16 protein-coding genes are annotated in these 20,555 nt (G+C 64.1%); 4 read left to right on the top strand and 12 right to left on the bottom strand.

All coding sequences use genetic code 11. The features are described 5' to 3' along the window. Positions 1 to 31: 31 nt before the first annotated feature. Complete coding sequence (ppk2, locus tag LB566_RS15220; protein WP_224624987.1) at positions 32 to 940, top strand: polyphosphate kinase 2; 909 nt, start codon at positions 32 to 34, stop codon at positions 938 to 940. Positions 941 to 996: 56 nt separating this feature from the next. Here ppk2 and LB566_RS15215 read toward each other — a convergent pair whose 3' ends face one another. From LB566_RS15215 to LB566_RS15205, 3 genes are all read right to left on the bottom strand, one after another. Continuing rightward, positions 997 to 1,764 carry an enoyl-CoA hydratase-related protein gene (locus LB566_RS15215; RefSeq protein WP_224624986.1) on the bottom strand — a complete coding sequence of 256 codons (768 nt, stop codon included), beginning with the start codon at positions 1,762 to 1,764 and terminating at the stop codon, positions 997 to 999. Beyond that, positions 1,761 to 2,399: an acyl-homoserine-lactone synthase gene (locus LB566_RS15210; protein WP_140496654.1), complete on the bottom strand. Its 639-nt coding sequence runs from the start codon at positions 2,397 to 2,399 to the stop codon at positions 1,761 to 1,763. The genes LB566_RS15215 and LB566_RS15210 overlap by 4 nt, the downstream gene beginning before the upstream one ends. Before the next feature lie 96 nt (positions 2,400 to 2,495). After that, entirely contained in the window at positions 2,496 to 3,422 is a 927-nt protein-coding gene (locus LB566_RS15205) for a helix-turn-helix transcriptional regulator (protein ID WP_224624985.1), read from the bottom strand. Between the two features lie 60 nt (positions 3,423 to 3,482). On the opposite strand from LB566_RS15205, the gene LB566_RS15200 reads away from it, so the two are divergent. Then, on the top strand, positions 3,483 to 4,334 hold the full coding sequence (locus LB566_RS15200; protein WP_224624984.1) for a transporter substrate-binding domain-containing protein: 852 nt from the start codon (positions 3,483 to 3,485) through the stop codon (positions 4,332 to 4,334). 68 nt (positions 4,335 to 4,402) lie between these two features. Here the strand turns inward: LB566_RS15200 and LB566_RS15195 are convergent, their stop codons facing one another. Beyond that, positions 4,403 to 4,810 (bottom strand): tellurite resistance TerB family protein, encoded by a 408-nt coding sequence (locus LB566_RS15195; RefSeq protein WP_224624983.1) that lies wholly within the window; start codon positions 4,808 to 4,810, stop codon positions 4,403 to 4,405. A gap of 160 nt (positions 4,811 to 4,970) precedes the next feature. On the opposite strand from LB566_RS15195, the gene LB566_RS15190 reads away from it, so the two are divergent. Then, complete coding sequence (locus LB566_RS15190; RefSeq protein WP_140550042.1) at positions 4,971 to 6,617, top strand: lysine--tRNA ligase; 1,647 nt, start codon at positions 4,971 to 4,973, stop codon at positions 6,615 to 6,617. Here the strand turns inward: LB566_RS15190 and LB566_RS15185 are convergent. The 8 genes from LB566_RS15185 to LB566_RS15150 all read right to left on the bottom strand — a co-directional run bounded on the left by LB566_RS15185 (position 6,583) and on the right by LB566_RS15150 (position 16,092). Next, the gene (locus tag LB566_RS15185; RefSeq protein ID WP_411910480.1) at positions 6,583 to 7,434 is read right to left on the bottom strand and encodes a thermonuclease family protein; all 852 of its coding nucleotides are present in this window, start codon (positions 7,432 to 7,434) and stop codon (positions 6,583 to 6,585) included. The two genes, LB566_RS15190 and LB566_RS15185, sit on opposite strands and share 35 nt — an antisense overlap. 11 nt (positions 7,435 to 7,445) lie before the next feature. After that, positions 7,446 to 8,090 (bottom strand): helix-turn-helix transcriptional regulator, encoded by a 645-nt coding sequence (locus LB566_RS15180; protein ID WP_140496665.1) that lies wholly within the window; start codon positions 8,088 to 8,090, stop codon positions 7,446 to 7,448. Positions 8,091 to 8,211: 121 nt separating this feature from the next. Continuing rightward, a complete protein-coding gene (locus LB566_RS15175; protein WP_224624982.1) occupies positions 8,212 to 8,757 on the bottom strand; it encodes a thioesterase family protein in 546 nt (181 codons plus the stop codon). A gap of 64 nt (positions 8,758 to 8,821) precedes the next feature. Beyond that, positions 8,822 to 11,041: a 3-hydroxyacyl-CoA dehydrogenase NAD-binding domain-containing protein gene (locus LB566_RS15170; RefSeq protein ID WP_224624981.1), complete on the bottom strand. Its 2,220-nt coding sequence runs from the start codon at positions 11,039 to 11,041 to the stop codon at positions 8,822 to 8,824. Positions 11,042 to 11,055: 14 nt separating this feature from the next. After that, entirely contained in the window at positions 11,056 to 12,264 is a 1,209-nt protein-coding gene (locus LB566_RS15165; RefSeq protein WP_224624980.1) for an acetyl-CoA C-acetyltransferase, read from the bottom strand. 31 nt (positions 12,265 to 12,295) lie between these two features. Beyond that, on the bottom strand, positions 12,296 to 13,465 hold the full coding sequence (locus LB566_RS15160; RefSeq protein WP_224624979.1) for an acyl-CoA dehydrogenase family protein: 1,170 nt from the start codon (positions 13,463 to 13,465) through the stop codon (positions 12,296 to 12,298). A gap of 108 nt (positions 13,466 to 13,573) precedes the next feature. Continuing rightward, complete coding sequence (locus LB566_RS15155) at positions 13,574 to 15,364, bottom strand: acyl-CoA dehydrogenase (RefSeq protein WP_224624978.1); 1,791 nt, start codon at positions 15,362 to 15,364, stop codon at positions 13,574 to 13,576. 266 nt (positions 15,365 to 15,630) lie between these two features. After that, positions 15,631 to 16,092 carry a MerR family transcriptional regulator gene (locus tag LB566_RS15150; protein WP_140497287.1) on the bottom strand — a complete coding sequence of 154 codons (462 nt, stop codon included), beginning with the start codon at positions 16,090 to 16,092 and terminating at the stop codon, positions 15,631 to 15,633. Positions 16,093 to 16,538: 446 nt separating this feature from the next. Between LB566_RS15150 and LB566_RS15145 the strand changes: the two genes are divergently transcribed. Next, a complete protein-coding gene (locus tag LB566_RS15145; protein ID WP_224624977.1) occupies positions 16,539 to 20,543 on the top strand; it encodes a peptidoglycan-binding protein in 4,005 nt (1,334 codons plus the stop codon). Positions 20,544 to 20,555: the final 12 nt, after the last annotated feature.

Below are 20,555 nucleotides of genomic sequence, written 5' to 3'. Positions count from 1 at the left end.
ACGAGTCCGTAAGCTGGAAAGGTTCGTCTCGATGAAAAAAGCCAAGGAAAACACCGCCGCGCCGACCCCGGGGCCGCTGAAGCTCAGGATCGACGGCAAGGAGCGGGAGTTCGACATCGAGAATCCGGCACTGCCGGACTGGGTCGAGGAACGCAAGCTGACCGCGGGGGGCTATCCCTACGACAAGAAGATGAAAAGCGACGAGTACGACGAGACGCTCGAGGCATTGCAGATCGAGCTGGTCAAGGCGCAGGCGTGGCTGCTGTCGACAGGCAAGCGGATGGTGGCGCTGTTCGAGGGCCGCGACGCGGCCGGGAAGGGCGGCACGATTTTCGTCCTGCGCCAATACCTCAACCCGCGCACGGCACGCAACGTGGCGCTGACCAAGCCGACGCCGACCGAGTTGGGGCAATGGTACTACCAGCGTTATGCGGACCATTTCCCGACCGCGGGCGAATTCGTCACGTTCGACCGTTCCTGGTACAACCGCGCCGGCGTCGAACCGGTGATGGGCTTCTGCACGCCCGAACAGCACGAAAAGTTTCTCGACGAGACGCCGCACTTCGAAAGGATGATCGTCAATGACGGCATCCACTTCTTCAAATTCTGGCTGAACATCGGCCGGGAAACGCAGCTCGAGCGATTTCACGATCGCCGCCACAGCCCGCTGAAGAGCTGGAAGTTTTCGCCGATCGACATTGCCGGCATCACCAAGTGGGACGATTACACCCGGTCGCGCGATACCATGTTCGAGCGCACCCACAAGGAATTCGCTCCGTGGATCATCGTGCGGGCCAACGACAAGCGCCGCGCGCGGCTGGCGGTGATGCGGCGCATCCTCCTGTCGCTGCCTTATGACCGCCGCGACCTCGACATCATCGGCAAGGAAGACAAGAAAATCATCGGCGAAGGCCCGTCATTCCTGGCAAAACAGGACTGACGGTGCCTGCGCCACGCGGCAGTGCACCGCGTGGCGCAACGCCTTCGGCGCGACGCTCAGGCCGCCAACCGGGCAATCCGCTGCAGCCGCCGCAGCGTGGTGTCGTCCTGCAGCGCCTGCTGGAACAGCGAAATCTCCTGATCGATGCGTTCGCAAAGTTCCGCGGGGTTCCCCTTGAGCAGGCCGCGCGTCTGCAGCAACGCGGCGACCGGTTTCCTGGCGAGCTGCCTTGCCCGGCCGAGGGTTGCCTCCTCGACGCTGCCTTCGGAGACGATCTCGGCGACCAGGCCGAGCGCCCTGGCGTCGTCGGCGCGCAGCGTGTCGCCGAGGCAGAAAAAGCGGAAGGCGCCGGCATAGCCGAGCTTCTGCGGCGCCAGGATGCTGGTCGCGGCATCCGGCACAAGGCCGAAATCGACGAACGGCACCCGGAACGTGCTTTCGGCGGACGCGATCACCATGTCGCAATGGAACAGGATGGTGCAGCCGACGCCGACCGCATCGCCGTCGACACAGGCCAGTATGGGTTTAGGGAATGTCGCCAGCGTGCGGAACATGTCGGTGACGGCGGCGATCAGCTTCTGGTGCTTGGTGGCGTCGAGGAATTCGGAAAAATCGCCGCCGAGGCAGAAGCAGCCCGACAGGCCCCGCAGCACGACGACACGCACATCGTCATTGTCGGCGGCTTCATGAAATGTCCTTGCCAGGCTCTCATAGGCCCTTCTGTCGAGCACCGGCCGGCCGTCGGTCGACGATACCGTGACGATCAGCGTGTGGTTGCGCAGTTCGGGTTGCGGGTGCGGGCTCATAGCCGTTTCCGATCTCATGACGCCCGCCTTTGCCCGAACATATCGGGATATCCCCTGGCCAGAACGGGAGCGTGGTGATTGCGGCGCGAACGCACAACATCCAGCGTGTGCTCGTTGAAGGTGAGCAGCGTCGCGACGACTTGTTGGTTGCCATAGGTCCGCTGATAGCCCAGCGGCGTGGCCAGGAAATGCAGCTGCAGCGCGCGCAGCACCCACATCGGCTCGAACTCGATGATCACCTTGTCGACGCCGCGCTTCAGCCCCCACTCGACGAAGCCGGCAATGAGCTCGGTACCGACGGTCGAGACGCCTCGGCGGCCGTCGCGAAAGCCGGGGGCGACCGCATAGCGGGTCAGTTCCCAGATGTTCGGACCCGATGGCGGCGTTCCCACGGAAAGATCGGCCAGCACCTCGGTCAAGAGATGCGGCCGCGTGGTCGGCAACATCCTCTGATAGCCCGCGACCTCGTTGCCTCTGATGACGATCTGATGCACCGCTTCGTCATGATCGAACTGGTCGATCTCGAAGCCATCGGGGCGCCGCAGGTCCTCCCACCCCATTTCCTCGACAAAAATCCTGTAGCGCAGCCGATGCACGGCCTCCCACAGATCGGGATGTTCCATCAGTTCTTTTGTTGTAAGGGAAAAAATCATTTTGCCGTCTCCTGTTCAAGAGGAAGATACGGCCGTGCCCTCGCAAGAAAATTACGCGATCACGTAGGCAGGAATTTCTAGGCCGACCCGGCCGACCTAACTAATATAGCCGCGCCTTATCGCTTCAGCGACTGCCTGTACGCGGTTGACGGCGCCGAGTTTGCTTTTGGCGTTAAGGAGGTGTTTCTCCGACGTGTGTTCGGAGATACCGAGGATTTGCGAAATCTCCCATTCGGACTTGCCGACGGCGGCCCATTGCAGGCATTCGCGTTCGCGCGGCGTCAGCTCGACGTTATCGATGGTCTTGCTGGCCTTCGTGTGGAGTTGCATGGCCCGGCCCACCGCATAGGTCGACACCAGCGACACCAGACCGAACTCGGCGGCGGACAGTTCCACGGCCTCGCCGCCCAGTGACACCATGACGATCTGGCCGTCGAGCGTGATGAGCGGGAAGGCCAGCCCGTCGCGCAGCTTGAACACGACGGCGTCGCCCATCACTTCGCCGCTGCTTCTGTCGATGCTAACGCCCTGGGCCGCTTCCCTCCACTGGAACGGCGCCTGCAACTGTTTCATGTGGCTGACGATCGGGTCGTGATCGACATAGTTGCGCGCCACGTAGCGCTCCAGCCATTCGACAGGCCAGTCGCAAAGCAGCACATGCTGCTTTTGCTGGCCGGTCGGCGTGCCCGGTTGCGGCACGGTGCCCGCCATCAGAGCGGTCAGGCCAAAATCCGACGTTATGCCCAACAGCCTCTCGCAAACCGCAGCCGCCGTTCCGGCATGCTGCAGATGATCTATATATTCCAGCGTGCGATCGAACTGACCCATCGCAACATCAACCCCATGTTGCCTCGTTGAAATCGATGATCCGTGCCTTGTTGGCACTTCGCCACCGACCAGGGATTGCAAAGCGTTGCCTTGTGGTTGTGGTTCTCGACCCTGGTCCCCCACCAGGGCAGCCACCGCTGTTTGCAAACCTGCTAAAGCATATCCTGAAATCGACGCGTTGAAATCAAAAAGCATTGTGCCTGTACTATTTTCGTACCAGAACCGATGCGAACACAGGTGCGGTGGAAGTTAATCATGGCGTTCCAGCGGAGGTCCCTCGTCCTTGCGTCGATGCTGATCGCGTCGCTGGCGTTGGGTGAAGGCGCGCACGTGGCCGAGCCGCAGGTGCCGGTGCTGTGGGATGCCAAGGAGCGGCTGCCGAAACCGGACCTCTCCGCACTGCCGCGGCTGCGGTTCCTGACCACAACCGATTTCCCGCCCTTCAACTTCCTGGACGGCACGGGAAAGCTGTCCGGTTTCCATATCGACCTGGCGCGCGCCATCTGCGCCGAGCTCGGCATCGTCGACAAATGTCAGATCCAGGCATTGCCCTGGGCCGAGCTCGAAGGAGCGCTTGAGAAAGGCGAAGGCGAAGCGATCATCGCCGGCATCGCCGCGACGCCGCAGTCACGCCAGACATACGCCTTCTCGCGCTCCTACCTGCAATTTCCGGCGCGCTTCATCATGCCGAAGGGCGAGGCGCTGACCGAGCCGCTGTTCGCCAGGCTGCGCGGCAAGCGTGTCGGCGTGATATCAGGCTCGGCGCATGAGCGCATGCTGCGCGATTATTTCAATACCGTTCAGGTCGTCACCTTCGACAGGCCGGAAGACCTCTACGCCAACCTCAAGGCCGGCAAGATCGACGCCGCCTTCGGCGACGGCATGCGTTTCGCCTTCTGGCTGGGCGGTTCGGATGCGGCCGGCTGCTGCCGCTTTGCCGGCGGACCTTATCTGGCGCCGGAATATCTGGGTTCGGGCATGGCCATCGCCGCCCGATCCGATGACCCGGCGCTGGCCGCCGCTCTCGACTACGCGCTGCAAGAGATTTCGCTGAAAGGCACGTTCGCCGAGTTCTACCTGCGCTATTTCCCGGTCAGTTTCTTCTGATCCGGTCCCGGTCAGCTTTTTCTGATCCGGTCCCGCTCAGTTTCTTCCGATCGGCTTGAGTTTTGCGCTCAGGTCAGCGTGCGCAAGCGCGCCTTGGCCGCGCGGGCGATCGCCGCGACGGTTAGCGTGTCGAGATCGAGCTTGAGGCGAATGAGCTGGAGCACCCGCACCTCCTCCATCCGCATTTCGAGATCGACGGCCGCGACCTCGAAGGCGGCCGCATAAGCGGTGTCTCGCAGGCGCTCCGGCAGGGCCTCGGCCACGCCTGCCAGAACACCGTCCAGCCCGCCCTTTTCATGCAGCTTCTTCTGGCAGGCCTGGGCGACACCAACCAGACGGTCGTGGTCGAAATCCTCGAACACCGGCCATGAGCGCACGACCTCGCCGATCCGCGCCAGCTCGACATCCGTCATGTCGCGGTCGGAGGCGGAGGTGATGACCATCAGGTAGATCAGCGCTTCATGCGGGGTCGGCATTCAACAACTCCTCGATAAGGGCTGCGAAGGTAGGAATGCGTTGCCTGCGCTGCAAGGAAAAAGCGCCGCGCTCGTTGACGCTCCGGTCAGGCGCGCATAGAGACCGGTTGAAAACCCTCACTTGCGGCTTTGCCGGCGTCTAATTTTGGAAAACAGTGACATGGCGGGATCAAACATCATCGATCTCAATCCCGAAGTGCTGGCGGCGGCCGCCGAAAGCAAGGCGTGGCCGTTCGAGGAAGCCCGCAAGATCATCGAGCGCTACAAGGGCCGCGAACTCCCGCAAACCGTGCTCTTCGAAACCGGATATGGCCCGTCCGGCCTGCCGCATATCGGTACGTTCGGCGAGGTGGCGCGCACCTCGATGGTGCGGCATGCCTTCCGCGTCATCACGCAGGACAAGGTCGCTACCAAGCTGCTCTGCTTTTCCGACGACATGGACGGCATGCGCAAGATACCCGACAGCGTGCCGGATCGCGCGGCGCTGGAGCCGCATCTGCACAAGCCGCTGTCTTCGGTACCCAACCCTTTCGGCGGCGACTATGCGAGTTTCGCCGACCACAACAATGCGATGCTCTGCCGCTTCCTCGACACGTTCGGCTTCGACTACGAGTTCGCCAGCGCGACGCAGTACTACAAGACCGGCCGCTTCGACGCGATGCTGTTGCGCGCGGCCGAACGCTACGACCAGATCATGGCGGTGATGCTGCCGACGCTGGGCGAGGAGCGGCAGGCGACCTACAGCCCGTTCCTGCCGATCTCGCCGAAGAGCGGCCGCGTGCTCTACGTACCCATGAAGCATGTCGATGCCAGGGCGGGCACCATCACCTTCGACGATGATGGTACCGAGACCACGCTTCCGGTTACCGGCGGCAAGGTGAAGCTGCAGTGGAAGCCCGATTTCGGCATGCGCTGGGCGGCCCTCGGGGTCGATTTCGAGATGTTCGGCAAGGACCATCAGACCAATGCAGTGGTCTACGACCGCATCTGCAACATCCTGGGCGGGCACGCGCCGGAGCATTTCGTCTACGAGCTGTTCCTGGATGAGAACGGCCAGAAGATCTCCAAATCCAAGGGCAATGGGCTGACCATCGACGAGTGGCTGACTTATGCGCCAACGGAGAGCCTGGGCCTCTATATGTACCAGCGGCCGCGGCAGGCCAAGAAGCTCTATTTCGACGTCATCCCGCGGGCCGTGGACGAATATTACACCTTCCTTGCAGCCTATCGGAGGCAGGACTGGAAGGAACGGCTGGGCAACCCGGTCTGGCACATGCACGACGGCAATCCGCCCGCCGTCGACATGCCCGTGCCGTTCTCGTTGCTGCTCAACCTGGTCAGCGCCTCCAATGCGCAGAACAAGGACGTGCTGTGGGGCTTCATCTCGCGCCACGTGCGTGGGGTGACGCCGGCGACCCATCCTGAGCTGGACAGGCTGACGGGTTATGCGATCCGCTATTTCGACGATTTCGTGAAGCCGACGAAGACCTTCCGCGCGCCCGACGACGTCGAGCGGCAGGCGCTGGAAGCGTTGGAACAGGCGCTTGGCGCCCTGCCGGCGGGCTCGGACGGCGAGGCGATCCAGAACGCCGCGCTCAACGTCGCACGCAAGGTGGAACGCTATCAGGATCATTCCAAGAAGAGCCCCGAAGGTGGTCCCGGCGTTTCAGGCGCCTTCTTCCAGATGATCTACCAGGTGCTGATCGGCCAGGAGCGCGGACCGCGCTTCGGCTCGTTCGCGGCACTCTACGGCATCGCCGAGACGCGCGGGCTCATTCAGAAGGCGTTGGCTGGTCAGCTGGCTTGAGGATGCCGCCGACCTCTTCCAGGATCGAGCCCGGCGCTTGTGGCGCCGGGGCGGGCGCGGCCGGCATCGAAGGCACGCCTGAAAGGCTTGGCGCCGATCCAAAAATGCCTTTCCTTTCGCTGCGCGCCTTTTCCCCGGCTTCGACATAAGGGCCGCCTTTGGCGGCGCGCGCCCAGCCGTTCTCGACCAGCCATTGGCCGACATCCTGCTTGCCGATCCGGCAGTCGGCCGCGATCAGGTCGCGGCCGCCTTCCGGCGGCACGGCGCAGACCACCGCCCGGCCGCGCAGGAAGGCGCGGAACGCCGTGCGCGCACGGACACCGCAGGGCCAGGATTTACCGTCCGAGGTGCAGGTCTCGTCCTGCCCGATGATCTCGATGCCCGAAACCGCGACCGAATAGCCCTTCGCCTCGATCAGTCCGGCGGCGGGCGCGACCGGCTGGAACAGCTTCGTCCCTTTCCAGTCGTCCGGCATTTTCGGCTTGGGCGGCATGGCCAGCGCCAGCTTGCTCAGCGGCGCGCGCGGCTCCACCCGCTCCAGCTCCTTGCTGGGAAGCTCCGGCGGGGCGACGACCTGGGGATCGATCGCACGCGAGTGCGGGCTAGCGGCAGACGGCGGCGGAGCGGCAATGGCCGATGTGGCCGGCTCCTCCGGCACGCCGTCGGTGCCTGGCTCGGAGACCATATCGGCGCTCGGATCGATCTGTTCCACCGCGACGGCAGTTTCGCCGCCCTTCAGCGCGCGGCCGCCGGCGACCACCAGGGCGGCCATCACCGGGATCATCAGAACCGCAAGGACAAGATGAGGAAGCCGCACCCGCCCGCACCCTATTGGCTTGCCCAGACGATCCGCGCCACCCATTCAACCTCGCGCATGGGAATGTCGCGGTCCGGATGATCGGGATTGAGCGAAACCAGTGCGATCGACCTGGCGGTCTGGCGATCGAGCACCTTGGCCATCACCTCGCCGCCCGTCGTCTTGACGACGACGCGATCGCCCTTGCGGATGAGGGCTGCCGGCTCGACGATGAGCACGTCGCCATTGCGGTAGAGCGGCAGCATGGAATCGCCTTGCACCTGAAGGGCATAGGAACTCTCGGTCGACTGCGCCGGCAGTTCCACCAGATCCCAGCCTTGACCGGCCGGGAAGCCGGCATCGTCGAAAAAACCGCCGGCGCCGGCCTGGGCAAAGCCGAGCAACGGAACGGCCCGCCCGCGGGCGGGCATCGCGCCGTGGCCGGCCCGACCTTCTATCAGCCCGGTGAATTCGTCGAGCGAAGCGCCCGTCGCCTCGATGATCTTGGCCAGCGATTCGGTCGAGGGCCAGCGCGGCCTGCCGTCCGACGACAGTCGCTTCGACTTGTTGAAGGCGGTCGAATCAAGGCCGGCCCGCTTCGCCAGGCCGGAAGCCGAGAGCGAATACCGCTCGGCCAGAGCGTCGATGGCGGCCCATACACGATCATGCGAGAGCAATTCCGCTCTCCTTGCAAAAAGGAAAAAATGCCTTTCCTTTCTAGTCTTCGAATGAAGGTTTGTCCACCGGCTGTGCCATCGCACCACATCTTTGCTGGCCGCGCCAATTCCAGTTTCCAGGTCAACCCGTCCGCTTGGCCTGATCGCGCAGGTTTTGATGCGAGGCCATGAACGCCCGCTCGGCTTCGCTGGGCGGACGCGGCTGGGCGGAGCGGCCAAGCGCGGCGACGACCTCGTCAATATCGAGAAAGCGCCGGGCGTTGCGGTCGTAGACGCCGGCCGTCGTCATGATCAATGCGGCGGTCTCGCCGTTGTCGAGGACGAAACGGTGCTTGCCGATGACCTGACTGTCTTCCCAGGTCTCGATCGAAGACACCACTTCGAAACGCCGCCACAGTTTGATCTCACGCACATAGGCCGATTGCAGCCCGCCGATCATCGGCGCCCAGCCATTCGTTCTCGCCAGCCTGATGAGGCCGGCACGGATGAAGATATCGATACGGCCAAGGTCCGCCAGCATCATATAGCGGGCATTGTTGAGATGGCGGTTGAAATCGATGTCCGTCGGCAGGCAGCGAAAGGCCAACCGGCTTTCGTCACCCATCTGGTAGGAGCCACGGCTGCCCGCCGTTGCCATCATACGCGCAAGGCGTCCCCAGACATACATTAGGGCGCGGCGCGTCTTTTCGGACGCGCAAGGGACGCCGCGACACCTTTGATTCCGGCCACGCTCAGGCCGCCTGCTTCACGTCGCCCTTCGCGTAGGGGTCGAAGCGCTGGTAGAAAGTCTCGCCCTTCTCGGCCATGTCGAGCAGCAGCCTGGGCGCCTTGAACTCGGCGCCGTATTTCTTCTGCAAGCCCTTCGCGATCTTGACGAACTGCCCGGCGCCGATGCCATCGATGTAGGACAGTGCGCCGCCCGTATAGGGCGCGAAGCCGAAGGCCAGGATCGAGCCGACATCGGCCTCGCGCGGATCGGTGACGATGCCCTCCTCCATCACCCGAGCCGCTTCCAACGCGATGGTGACCAGCAGGCGCTGCTGCAATTCCGCATAGTCGACCTTCTCCGGCTTGAGCTGCGGATAGAGCTCCTTGAGGCCCGGCCACAGCTTCTTCTTGGCCGGCTTGGCCGGATAGTCGTAGAAGCCCTTGCCGTTCTTGCGGCCGAAGCGGCCGTGGTCGTCGACCATGGTGTTGATCAGCGCCATCTGCTTCGGGTCAACCGCCTTGTCGCCGAGATCCCTGATGGTCTGCTTCATGATCTTCTGGGCGAGGTCGATGGCCGTCTCGTCGGTCAACGCCAGCGGGCCGACCGGCATGCCGGCGGCCTTGGCGGCGTTCTCGATCATCGGTGCCGGAACGCCCTCGATCAACATCTTGTAGGCTTCCGACATGTAGCGCAGGACGCAGCGGTTGACGTAGAAACCGCGCGTATCGTTGACGACGATCGGCGTTTTCTTGATGGCGCGCACGAAGTCGATCGCGGTGGCCAGCGCCTTGTCACCGGTCTTCTTGCCAAGGATGATTTCGACCAGCATCATCCTGTCGACCGGCGAGAAGAAATGGATGCCGATGAAATTCTTCGGCCGCGCCGAATTCTTGGCCAGGGCGGTTATCGGAATGGTCGAGGTGTTCGACGCGAAGATCGCCGACGACTTCAGCACCGCTTCCGCCTGTTCGGTAGCGCTTTTCTTCACCGCGGAATCCTCGAACACCGCCTCGACCACGAGATCGCAGCCGGCAAGCTCGGCATAGTCCGATGTCGGCGTGATCAGCGACAGGAGCCTGTCCTTGTCCTCGGGCTTGGCACGACCCTTCTTCACCTGATCCGAAATCAGGCCATCCGAATGGGCCTTGCCCTTCTCGGCGGACTCCATGTCGCGGTCGAGCAGCACCACCGGAATGCCGGCTTTGGCCGTGACATAGGCGATACCGGCGCCCATGAAGCCCGCGCCGAGAATACCGATCCTCTTGAACCTGGTTTCCGGCACGCCGGCCGGGCGGCGCGCGCCCTTGTTGAGTTCCTGCAACGACACGAACAGCGAGCGGATCATCGCCGCCGCTTCCTTGGTCTGCATCATCTCCGTGAAATAGCGCTGTTCGATCCTGAGCGCGGTGTCGAACGGCACCAGCAGGCCCTCATAGACGCATTTCAGGATCGCCGCGGCGGCCGGATAATTGCCATAGGTCTCGCGGCGCAGGATGGCGATGGCCGGCGGCCACAGATTGGCGCCCGCAGCCGAATAGACCGGACCTCCGGGCAGCTTGAACCCCTTCTCATCCCACGGTGCCACCGGCTTGAGGCCGTTCCTGATCATGGCCTTCGCGGTCTCGACCAGCTTGGCAGGCTCCGCGACCTCGTGGATCAGCCCCATCGACTTAGCCTTTTGCGGCGACAGGTTTTGGCCCGATGTCAGCATTTGCAGCGCCTGCTGCTGGTCGGTGAGACGCGGCACACGCTGGGTGCCGCCGGCGCCCGGGAAAATACCGATCTTCACCTCGGGAAGCGCCATCTTCACCTTGTCGGAATCGGCGGCGACGCGGCCATGGCAGGCCAGCGACATTTCGAAGGCACCGCCCATGCAGGTGCCGTTGATTGCAGAAACCCACGGCTTGCCCGATGTTTCCAGCTTCCGGAACAGGGCGGTCATGGTGCCGGCATTTTCGAACAGCGCCCTGGTGGCCTTTTCGAGATCCTTGCCCTTTTCAGCCGCGAAGGTCGTCAGCATCTTCTGGAGCATGGTGATGTCGGCGCCGCCTGAGAACGTATCCTTGCCGGAGGTGATGACCGCGCCCTTGATGGCGGCGTCGCCCGCCACCTTGTCGACAATGGCGTTCAGCTCGCGCATCACCTCCTCGGTGAAGACGTTCATCGAGCGGTCCGGCATGTTCCATGTGACCAGTGCAATACCGTCGGCGTCGATATCGAGGGTGAAATTGGTGTAGCTCATCGTTTCTCTCCCCGTCAGACGCGTTCGATGATGGTTGCGGTGCCCATGCCGGCGCCGATGCACAGCGTCACCAGCGCGGTGTTCAAATCGCGGCGCTCGAGCTCGTCCAGCACGGTGCCGAAGATCATCGCGCCGGTGGCGCCGAGCGGGTGGCCCATGGCGATGGCGCCGCCATTGACGTTGATCCTGTCGTGCGGGATCTCGAAGGCCTGCATGTAGCGCAGCACCACCGAGGCGAAGGCCTCGTTGAGCTCGAACAGATCGATGTCCGACAGCTTCATCTTGGCGCGCTTCAACAGCTTCTCGGTGACGTCGACCGGGCCGGTCAACATGAGCACCGGCTCGGAGCCGATATTGGCGAAGGCGCGGATGCGGGCGCGCGGTTTCAGCCCCATGGCCTTGCCGGCCTTCTTCGAACCGAGCAGCACGGCCGCCGCGCCATCGACGATGCCCGACGAATTGCCGGCATGGTGGACGTGATTGACCTCCTCGACTTCCGGATGCTTCTGCACCGCGACGGCGTCGAAGCCACCCATTTCGCCGGGCATGACGAAGGAGGGATTGAGCGAGGCCAGCGACTGCATGTCGGTCGATGGGCGCATATGCTCGTCATGGTCGAGGATGGTGAGACCATTCTGGTCCTTGATCGGGATCACCGAATTCTTGAAGCGGCCATCGGCCCAGGATTTTGCCGCGCGCTTCTGGCTCTCGACGGCATAGGCGTCGACATCGTCCCGGCTGAAGCCGTATTTGGTGGCTATCAGGTCGGCCGAAATGCCTTGCGGCACGAACCAGCCGGGCAGGCCGACTGAAGGGTCCATGAACCAGGCGCCACCCGAGGCGCCCATGCCGACGCGCGACATCGATTCGACACCGCCGGCAATGACGATCTCATCGGCGCCCTGGGCTATCTTGGCGGCGCCGAAATTGATGGCGTCGAGGCCGGAGGCGCAGAAGCGCGAGATCTGCATGCCGGGCGCCGAGGTCGCGTAGCCGGCCTCGAAGGCCGCGGCGCGCGGAATGACCGACCCCGCCTCGCCGACCGGGTCGACACAGCCGAAGATGATGTCGTCGACATTTCCGGTATCGAGCCCGTTGCGGTCGCGCAACGCCTCGAGCGTCCTGGCGGCGAGCCGCACCGCCGGCACTTCATGCAGCGAGCCATCCTTCTTGCCCCTGCCGCGCGGCGTACGAACGGCGTCATAGACGTAAGCTTCGGCCATTTTCCTGCTCCTTGGGTTTGCCGATCGATGCTCAGAGAGAGCGGCCGATCAGCAATTTCATGATCTCGTTGGTGCCGCCATAGATGCGCTGGACGCGGGCGTCGCGGAACATGCGGGCGATCGGATATTCATTCATGTAGCCATAGCCGCCATGCAATTGAAGGCATTCGTCGACGACTTTGCCCTGCAGGTCGGAAAGCCAGTACTTGGCCATCGACGCCGTCACCGGATCGAGACCGCCATCGATGTGGCGCGCCACGCAATCATTGTAGAAGACGCGGCCGATCGTGGCCTCGGTCTTCAGTTCGGCCAGCTTGAACTGGGTGTTCTGGAAATCGATGACCGCCTTGCCGAACGCCTTGCGCTCCTTGACGTATTCGATGGTCAGCGCCAGCGCGCGCTCGACCATGGCAATCGCGCCGGTGCCGATCTGCAAACGCTCCTGCGGCAGTTGCTGCATGAGCTGGATGAAGCCCTGTCCCTCCTCGTGGCCGAGCAGGTTGGAGGTCGGCACGCGCGCATCGTTGAAGAACAGTTCCGATGTGTCATTGGCCTTCAGGCCGATCTTGTCGAGGTTGCGGCCGCGCTCGAAGCCGTCGACCTCGTCGGTCTCGACGACGATCAGCGAAGTCCCCTTGGCGCCCTTGTCCGGATCGGTCTTGGTGACGACGATGATGAAATTGGCGAGCTGGCCATTGGTGATGAAGGTCTTGGAGCCATTGATCTTGTATTGGTTGCCGTCCCTCTCGGCCCGCGTCTTGACGCCTTGCAGGTCGGAGCCGGCGCCGGGCTCCGTCATGGCGATGGCGCCGATCAGTTCGCCGGTGGCGAGCTTCGGCAGCCATTTCTTCTTTTGCTCCTCCGAGCCGTAGTGGAGGATGTAGGGGGCGACGATCGAATTGTGCAGACCGATGCCGAAGCCGTCGACGCCGACATGGCCGATGGCCTCGATGATGGCGCTCTCATGGGCGAAGGTGCCGCCCGATCCGCCATATTCCTCCGGCATGGAGGCGCAGAGCAGGCCGGCGGCACCGGCCTTCAGCCAACTCTCGCGGTCGACCATTTCGTTCTTCTCGAACTCGTCGTAACGCGGCGCGATCTCTTCGGACATGAAGCGGTGCGCCATGTCGTAGAGCATGCCGACCTCCTCCGCCGCCCAGGCGGGCTTCGGCAGGCCTAGGATTTCGGCTGGGTTGGTCATGCGATGATCTTCCTCCCAAGGTCTGCCATCGAAATTGAGATCCGCGAACTGTCGCGGCGCCCCCTCCCGGCCCTTTGGACCGCCCTCCCCTCAAGGGAGAGGATATTTCTAGAACGCTTCCGCCGGCAGTGCCATCAGCGTGTCGGCGCCACTGGAGATGCGGGCGAGACGCGTCGCGGTTTCCGGCATGATCCGCTCCATGAAGAAGCGCGCCGTCACCAGCTTGTTGTCGTAGAAGGACGACGCGCCGTTGGCGCCCGCCTTGCCTTGAGCGGCCCTGGCCATCTGCACCCACATATAGCCGAGCGCCACGAGGCCGAAGAGATGCATGTAGTCGGTCGAGGCGGCGCCGGCGTTGTCAGGCTTGGCCATGCCGTTCTGCAGCAGCCACATGGTCGCCGCCTGAAGATCGTTGAGGCTCTTCTTCAATGCCTTGGTGAAGGGGGCCATCTTCTCGTCGGCGCGGTTCTCTTCGCAGAACTCGCCGACTTCCTTGAAGAAGGCCTGCACGGCGCGGCCGCCGTTCAGACCCAGCTTGCGGCCGACGAGGTCGAGCGCCTGGATGCCGTTGGCGCCTTCATAGATCATGGCGATGCGGGCATCGCGCACGAACTGGCTCATGCCGTGCTCTTCGATATAGCCATGGCCGCCGAACACCTGCTGCGCCATCACGGCGTGATAGAAACCCTTGTCGGTGAGCACGCCCTTAACCACCGGCGTCATCAGCCCGGTGTAGTCGTCGGCCGCCTGGCGGTCGTTGTCGTCTGCGGAGCGATGGGCGATGTCCGACTTGATCGCCGTCCACAGCGCCAGCGCGCGGCCGGCCTCGTTGAAGGCCCTCATGGTCATCAGGCTGCGGCGGATGTCGGGATGGACGATGATCGGATCGGCCTTCTTGTCCGGCGCCTTCGGCCCCGACAGCGAGCGGCCCTGCAAGCGGTCCTTGGCGTAGGCGACGGCGTTCTGGTAGGCAATCTCCGACAGCGACAGCCCCTGAAGGCCGACGCCGAGCCGCGCCTCGTTCATCATCGTGAACATCGCCTTGAGGCCGCCATTGGCCTCGCCCAGCAGCGTGCCTTGCGCCTCGTCATAATTCATGACGCAGGTCGAATTGCCGTGGATGCCCATCTTCTGCTCGATCGAACCGCAGGAGACGGCGTTCCTCTCATCGGGATTGCCAGAAGCATCGAGCTTGAGCTTCGGCACGATGAACAGCGAGATGCCCTTCACCCCTTCGGGCGCCCCCTCGATGCGGGCCAGCACCAGGTGGACGATGTTGTCCGCCATGTCGTGCTCGCCGGCCGAGATGAATATCTTCTGGCCCGAGATCTTGTAAGTGCCGTCGCTATTCGGCACGGCCTTGGTGCGCAGCAGGCCCAGATCGGTGCCGCAATGCGGCTCGGTCAGGTTCATGGTGCCGGTCCAGGCGCCCTCCACCATCTTCGGCAGCCATTTGGCCTTCTGCTCGTCGGTGCCATGGGTGATGATCGCCGCGATCGCGCCCTGCGTCAGGCCCGGATACATCATCAGCGACATATTGGCCGACACCATATACTCGGCCACGGCGGTATGCACGGCATAGGGCAGGCCCTGGCCGCCGAACTCGACGGGCGCCGCCAACCCCATCCAGCCGCCCTCGCGATACTGGTCGAAGGCTTCCTTGAAGCCCTTCGGCGTCGTCACGGAGCCGTCGTCATGGCGCACACAGCCTTCCATGTCGCCGACACGGTTGAGCGGATGCATGACGTTTTCCGCGAGCTTGGCGCCCTCGGCGAGGATCGCCTCCAGCACGTCGGGCGTTGCATCGGAAAAGCCGGGGAGATTGGAATAGCGCTGGTAGCCCAGCACCTCGTTGAGCACGAACAGCGTATCCTGCACCGGCGCCCTGTAGATCGGCATGCTCTTCCTCCACCCTGCGGACCTGATCCGAAACCCCCGAATTCATGTCAGGGTGGCATGCGGACCCGTGTTGCAGCGGGAGATAACAAAAATTGACGTTTGCGTAAACGTCAATTCAGCTAATGCGACAAAATTTCTCCTGCATCGCAGCAAACGGGACGCGATGCAGTGCATGCGGTGGAACCCTCAATGAAAAAAGCCGCGTGGCGCTCGCCACACGGCTTTTTTCGATCATGGATGTTGCGCCGCAAGGCGGCGGGGCCAAATCAGCCGGCGACGCTCGCCTGCGGCGCCGAGCGCTCGACCAACATCTGCCGGACGGCAGCCATGGAGGTGCTCAACTCGCTGATGGCGTCATCGATGAGCGTGCGCTGCTTCTGGAGGCGGGCAAGCTGCTTCTCCGACTTGTCCAATGCCAGCCGCAACTGCTTGGTGTTGGAGCCGGTGGGATCATAGAGATCCATCATCTGCTTGACGTCGCGCAACGAGAACCCGACCTTGCGGCCGAGCAAAATCAGTTTCAGCCGAACCCTGTCGCGGCGCGTGTAGAGGCGGGTTGAACCGTCGCGCTGCGGGTTGAGCAGGCCCTTGTCTTCGTAGAAACGCAGCGTGCGTAGCGTCACGCCGTATTTCTTGGCCATTTCGCCGATGCGGACGAGGTCCTCGCCCGAGTCAACGGATATAGTGTTGGTATTGGCCGCGGTCTCGCCGGCCGAGATAAGCTTCATGGTCACTGGCTTTCCCCGTCTGTGGCGTCGCGGTCCTGGACCAAGCGATGCCTGACTGAAAGCGGGGGCGTGCTTCCAGCCGTGGTTTCGACAAACAAATCGCAAACAGCACGCTTGATGCGCCTTTTACGTTTACGTCAATTCTATACCGATAGCCCTCTCATGACGCAAGGGCGTTGTGCGGGCGGCGCTTTATGCCGCAGCGGCCGGTTCACCGCGAACTTCGTCGCAACTTCTTAAGCTTGGTTAACGCGTTGTTTACCACGTTGGGCGAATTGTGCGCATGTCGGCTACCCGTGTTTATCCTGTATCGAATTTTTCACGGTTTTTCGGAGCGCGGGTGAACCCCGGGAAGCTTGTCTTCCACCGTGGTGCGGCCGCCTTCGTTCCGGCGAGGATTTGGGGAGCTGGTCGCAAACCGGCCAATCTGAAAGACGGACGCACCGATGAACAGCAAGCGGTCCTACCTCGATACACTCAACGCCGGCAGGCAGCGCAGGCCTCAGACCACGCTTGAGCAGCTGAACCGCTCGCTGGAGACGCTGGAACAGCGCCTCGAGAGGACGCGCGAGGACACGATAGGACGTCCCGACCCCCGCCAATATGGCGCCGAACCGCGTTATCCCGCAGCACAGCCTTCCGCTCAGCCGCGCTGGTACCAGGAGCCGGCGCCGCACCCGCAGGCTCCGATGCCGGCGCCGGCCGTCGGCCAGAACTACCAGAACCTTGCCCGCGATATCGACCGCATCCGCGGCCAGGAAGACAGCGTTGCCATGGTCGGCAAGATCGCCGGCGAGCTGCGCGGCATGCGCGAGGAATTGCGCCACCAGATGACTGCCGGGCTGCAGAGCGAATTCGAGGCGCTGCGCAAGGACATCGACCGCGCACTGCTGGCAAACGCCAAGTCAGGCGCTTCGGGCAAGGGCAGCGCCGAACTTGGCCTCGAATTCGAGCGGCTTTCCGGCGCCATCAAGACGCTGTCGGAAAAAAGCGACGACAGAAGCGTCAACATGCTGCGGCTCGAACTCGAACAGGTCAAAGCCGCGCTCGACACGCTGGCGCGCGAGGAGAGCGTGCAGAAGGTCGACCGCCGCTGGGATGATTTCGATCGGCGCTGGACGGCCTTCGAGGACCGCGTCGACGCCGACCAGCGCAACCGCTCACCGGACCCGGCCATTTCGGGCCTGAACGATCGGCTGGAGCAGATCAGCAATGCCGTCAACAACCTGCCGGAATCGCTGTCACTGCGCTCGCTGGAGGAAAAGGTCCGCACGCTGGCCAGCGCGGTGGATCATTTCGCCAGCCAGCAGGACAATCGCGGCGGCAGCACGCTGGCCATGATCGATGAGCGGCTGGACGAGATCTCCCGCGCCATCGTCGCGTCAACCGTCGCGGCACAGGCCAATTCGCTCGACCATGAAGCCTTCGAGCGCATCGAGAAGCGGATCGATTCGCTCGCCCGGCAGATCGAGGAAGTGGCGCAGGACCACCCCGGCAACGCCGTCGTCGACCGGCTGAACACGCTGTCGAGCCGGGTCGACGAACTCGCCGGACGCGCCGCCCTGCCCGAGCAGGCAATGGAACGGCTGGCCAAGCAGATCGCGCTCATCGCCGACAAGATCGACCAGGCGCCGGCCGTGCCCGACGCCGACTATATCTTCCACGGGCTGGAGCAACGCTTCGACGTGCTGTCGTCGATGATGGAACGGCGCCAGGGCGACGCCATCGAACAGGGCAACATGTTGTTCCGCGATCTTGAGCGCCGGCTGGACGAGGTCGCCGACCGGCTCGACCAGCGCATGCCGCAAGTCGACGGCGCCGGCATCATGGAAGCCATCGATGCCCGCTTCACGGCGCTAGCCAAGCGCATGGAAACACGCATTCCCGATCCCGCCGGCGAGGCCGCGATCCGTGGCCTGGAAAGCCGGCTCGAAGACATTTCGAGCCGGCTGGACTCGTCCGCCGCCCAAGTCGCCGGCATCGATCCGGCGCTGATCCGCAGCCTCGAGGCGCAAGTCGCCAGCCTGTCCGCCCACCTGTCCAGGCCCAGCGCACCGCTGCCGGAATTCGAGGACATCAGCCCACGCCTCGATGAAATCGAGAAGGCGCTGGCGGGAACGCGCGATTCCATCCTTGGTGCGGCGCGCGAGGCGGCCGAGAACGCGGTGCGCTCGCTGGCCGGCTCAGGCGCCGACACATCGGCGGTTTCCGGCCTTGCCCAGGATCTGAAGACGCTCGAAACGCTGACGCGCCGTTCCGACGAGCGCAACTCGAGAACGTTCGAGGCCATCCACGACACGCTGCTCAAGATCGTCGACAGGCTGGGTTCGCTGGAAACAAGCGAACCGTCCGAGGCGATGAGCGAGCTCCTGGACGCGCGCCCGGATGAAGCAATCGGCAGGCGCCGTGCGCGAGCCGGCAAGATGGCCGTGGATGCTCCGTCGATGGATATCGACGAGCCCATGCCGCTGACCGGGGACATGGCCGATCTCGACGGCCGCGCAGCCGCGATCATGCGCAGCCAGCCGGCTTCGCCACGCGGGCCGGGTGCGCGCTCGCCCGCGGAGGCCGCCGCCGCTGCCGCCATGGCCGCGCTTGGTTCCGATCCGATCGCCGGGAAGGGCGAGCCGGCAGGCCGCCGCAAATCGATGTTGGGCGGCCTGGCGCGCGCCTTCAAGGGCAAGAAGGAAGCAGACGTTCCGCCGCCGGCGGGCTCGGTGCCGGGCGTGGAAATCCCGAGCGTCGATCTCGACGAGCCGCTCGACCCGAAAATGGCCAACCGGCCACTGGAGCCCGGCTCCGGCGCGCCCGACCTCAACGCCATCATGAAGCGCGTGCGCGACGAGCGCGGGCAACCGGCAAAGCTCAGCGACAGCGATGCCGCGAAATCGGACTTCATCGCGGCTGCCCGCCGCGCGGCGCAGGCCGCCGCCGCCGAGGCCGACGCCTTGAAGCGCCAGTCGACGATGAAGGGACCGGTGAAGGCGCTCAGGATCGGCGACCTGCTCAAGGCGCGGCGCAAGCCGATTCTGATGGCGGCCGCCGCGATCATGCTGGCGCTTGCCGGCCTGCAGCTTGGCAAGGCGTTCCTCGCCGATCCCGCCCAGGTGGCAAGCAATGACGAGCCGGCCGTTGCCTCGCAACCGCTGCAAACCGCATCCGTCGACCCCGCGAGCCCGCCGAAGGCGGAAACCCAGTTGGGGGCAGCGAACAGCGAACCTGCCCGTGAGGTCAGGCAGGCCGAGCCCTCCGCTCCGGCGGCCAAGGACGACATGGTGGCGCAGACCGCGCTCGCCATGCCGTCGGACGGCGATGGGCCGACGAACGCCGGCCCGGCGGCGGAACCGGCTCCGGCGGCGATGGCTCCCATTCTGCCTGCCGGCGCGGCAGCTTCCGACGCGATGGCTTCGGCAGAACCCACTTCCGCCGGTCCCGTCACAGCGGCTCCGGCTACTCCGGCACCGGCCGTTGCAGCCGGCGAGGCGCAAACGGCGGATGTGAACGCCGGTATCCAACCGACAGTGGCTGTACCGGCCATGGCCAAGGACAGCACCGGCGCCGTCGTGTCCGCCGGCACTTCCGCGGCCACGGCCAAATTCGACATTCCCGCCGATGCAGGCCCGGTCGCGCTGCGCGACGCCGCAGCCACCGGCGACGCCAAGGCGCTGTTCGAGATCGGCTCGCGCTATTCCGAGGCACGCGGCGTCAAGGAAGACATGGCGGCTGCGGCCAAATGGTATGAAAAGTCCGCGGAACTCGGCTTCGCTCCGGCCGAGTATCGCATCGGCAATTTCTACGAGAAGGGCATCGGCGTCCCGCGCGACATCAAGAAGTCGAAGACCTGGTACCAACTCGCCGCCGAGCAGGGTAACGCCAGCGCCATGCACAATCTGGCCGTGCTGTTCGCCATGGCCGCTGACGGCGTGACCGACAATGAATCGGCCGCGCACTGGTTCCAGGAGGCCGCCGATCTGGGCGTGAAGGACAGCCAGTTCAATCTCGGCATCCTCGCCGCCAAGGGCGTCGGCATGAAGCAGAACCTTGAAGAGTCCTACAAATGGTTCGCGCTCGTCGCCAAGACCGGCGACAAGGACGCTGCCGCCAAGCGCGACGAGATCGCCAATGCGCTGCGTCCCGAGCAACTCGAGCGCGCCCGCGCCGCCACCGAATTGTGGAAGGCCAAGCCGCTCGACCAGGCTGCCAATTCGGCCGACATCCCCGAATCCTGGCAAGACGGCACGCCCCAGACGACGGCCAGCATCGATATGAAGAAGGCGGTCAAGAACATCCAGCTCATCCTCAACAAGAACGGCTACGACGCCGGCGGCGCTGACGGCGTGATGGGCGCGAAAACCAAGAACGCGATCGTCGCGTTCCAGACCGACAACAAGCTGCCTGCGACCGGTGCGGTCGACGAAAAGCTGGTCAAGGCGTTGCTGGCGCGCAAATAGCGGCAGGAGCGT

This window comes from Mesorhizobium sp. CA13 (genome assembly GCF_020165235.1).
Lineage (GTDB): Bacteria > Pseudomonadota > Alphaproteobacteria > Rhizobiales > Rhizobiaceae > Mesorhizobium.
Note: the sequence above shows the minus strand (reverse complement) of the source record. Positions and strands in the feature narration are given on the sequence as shown.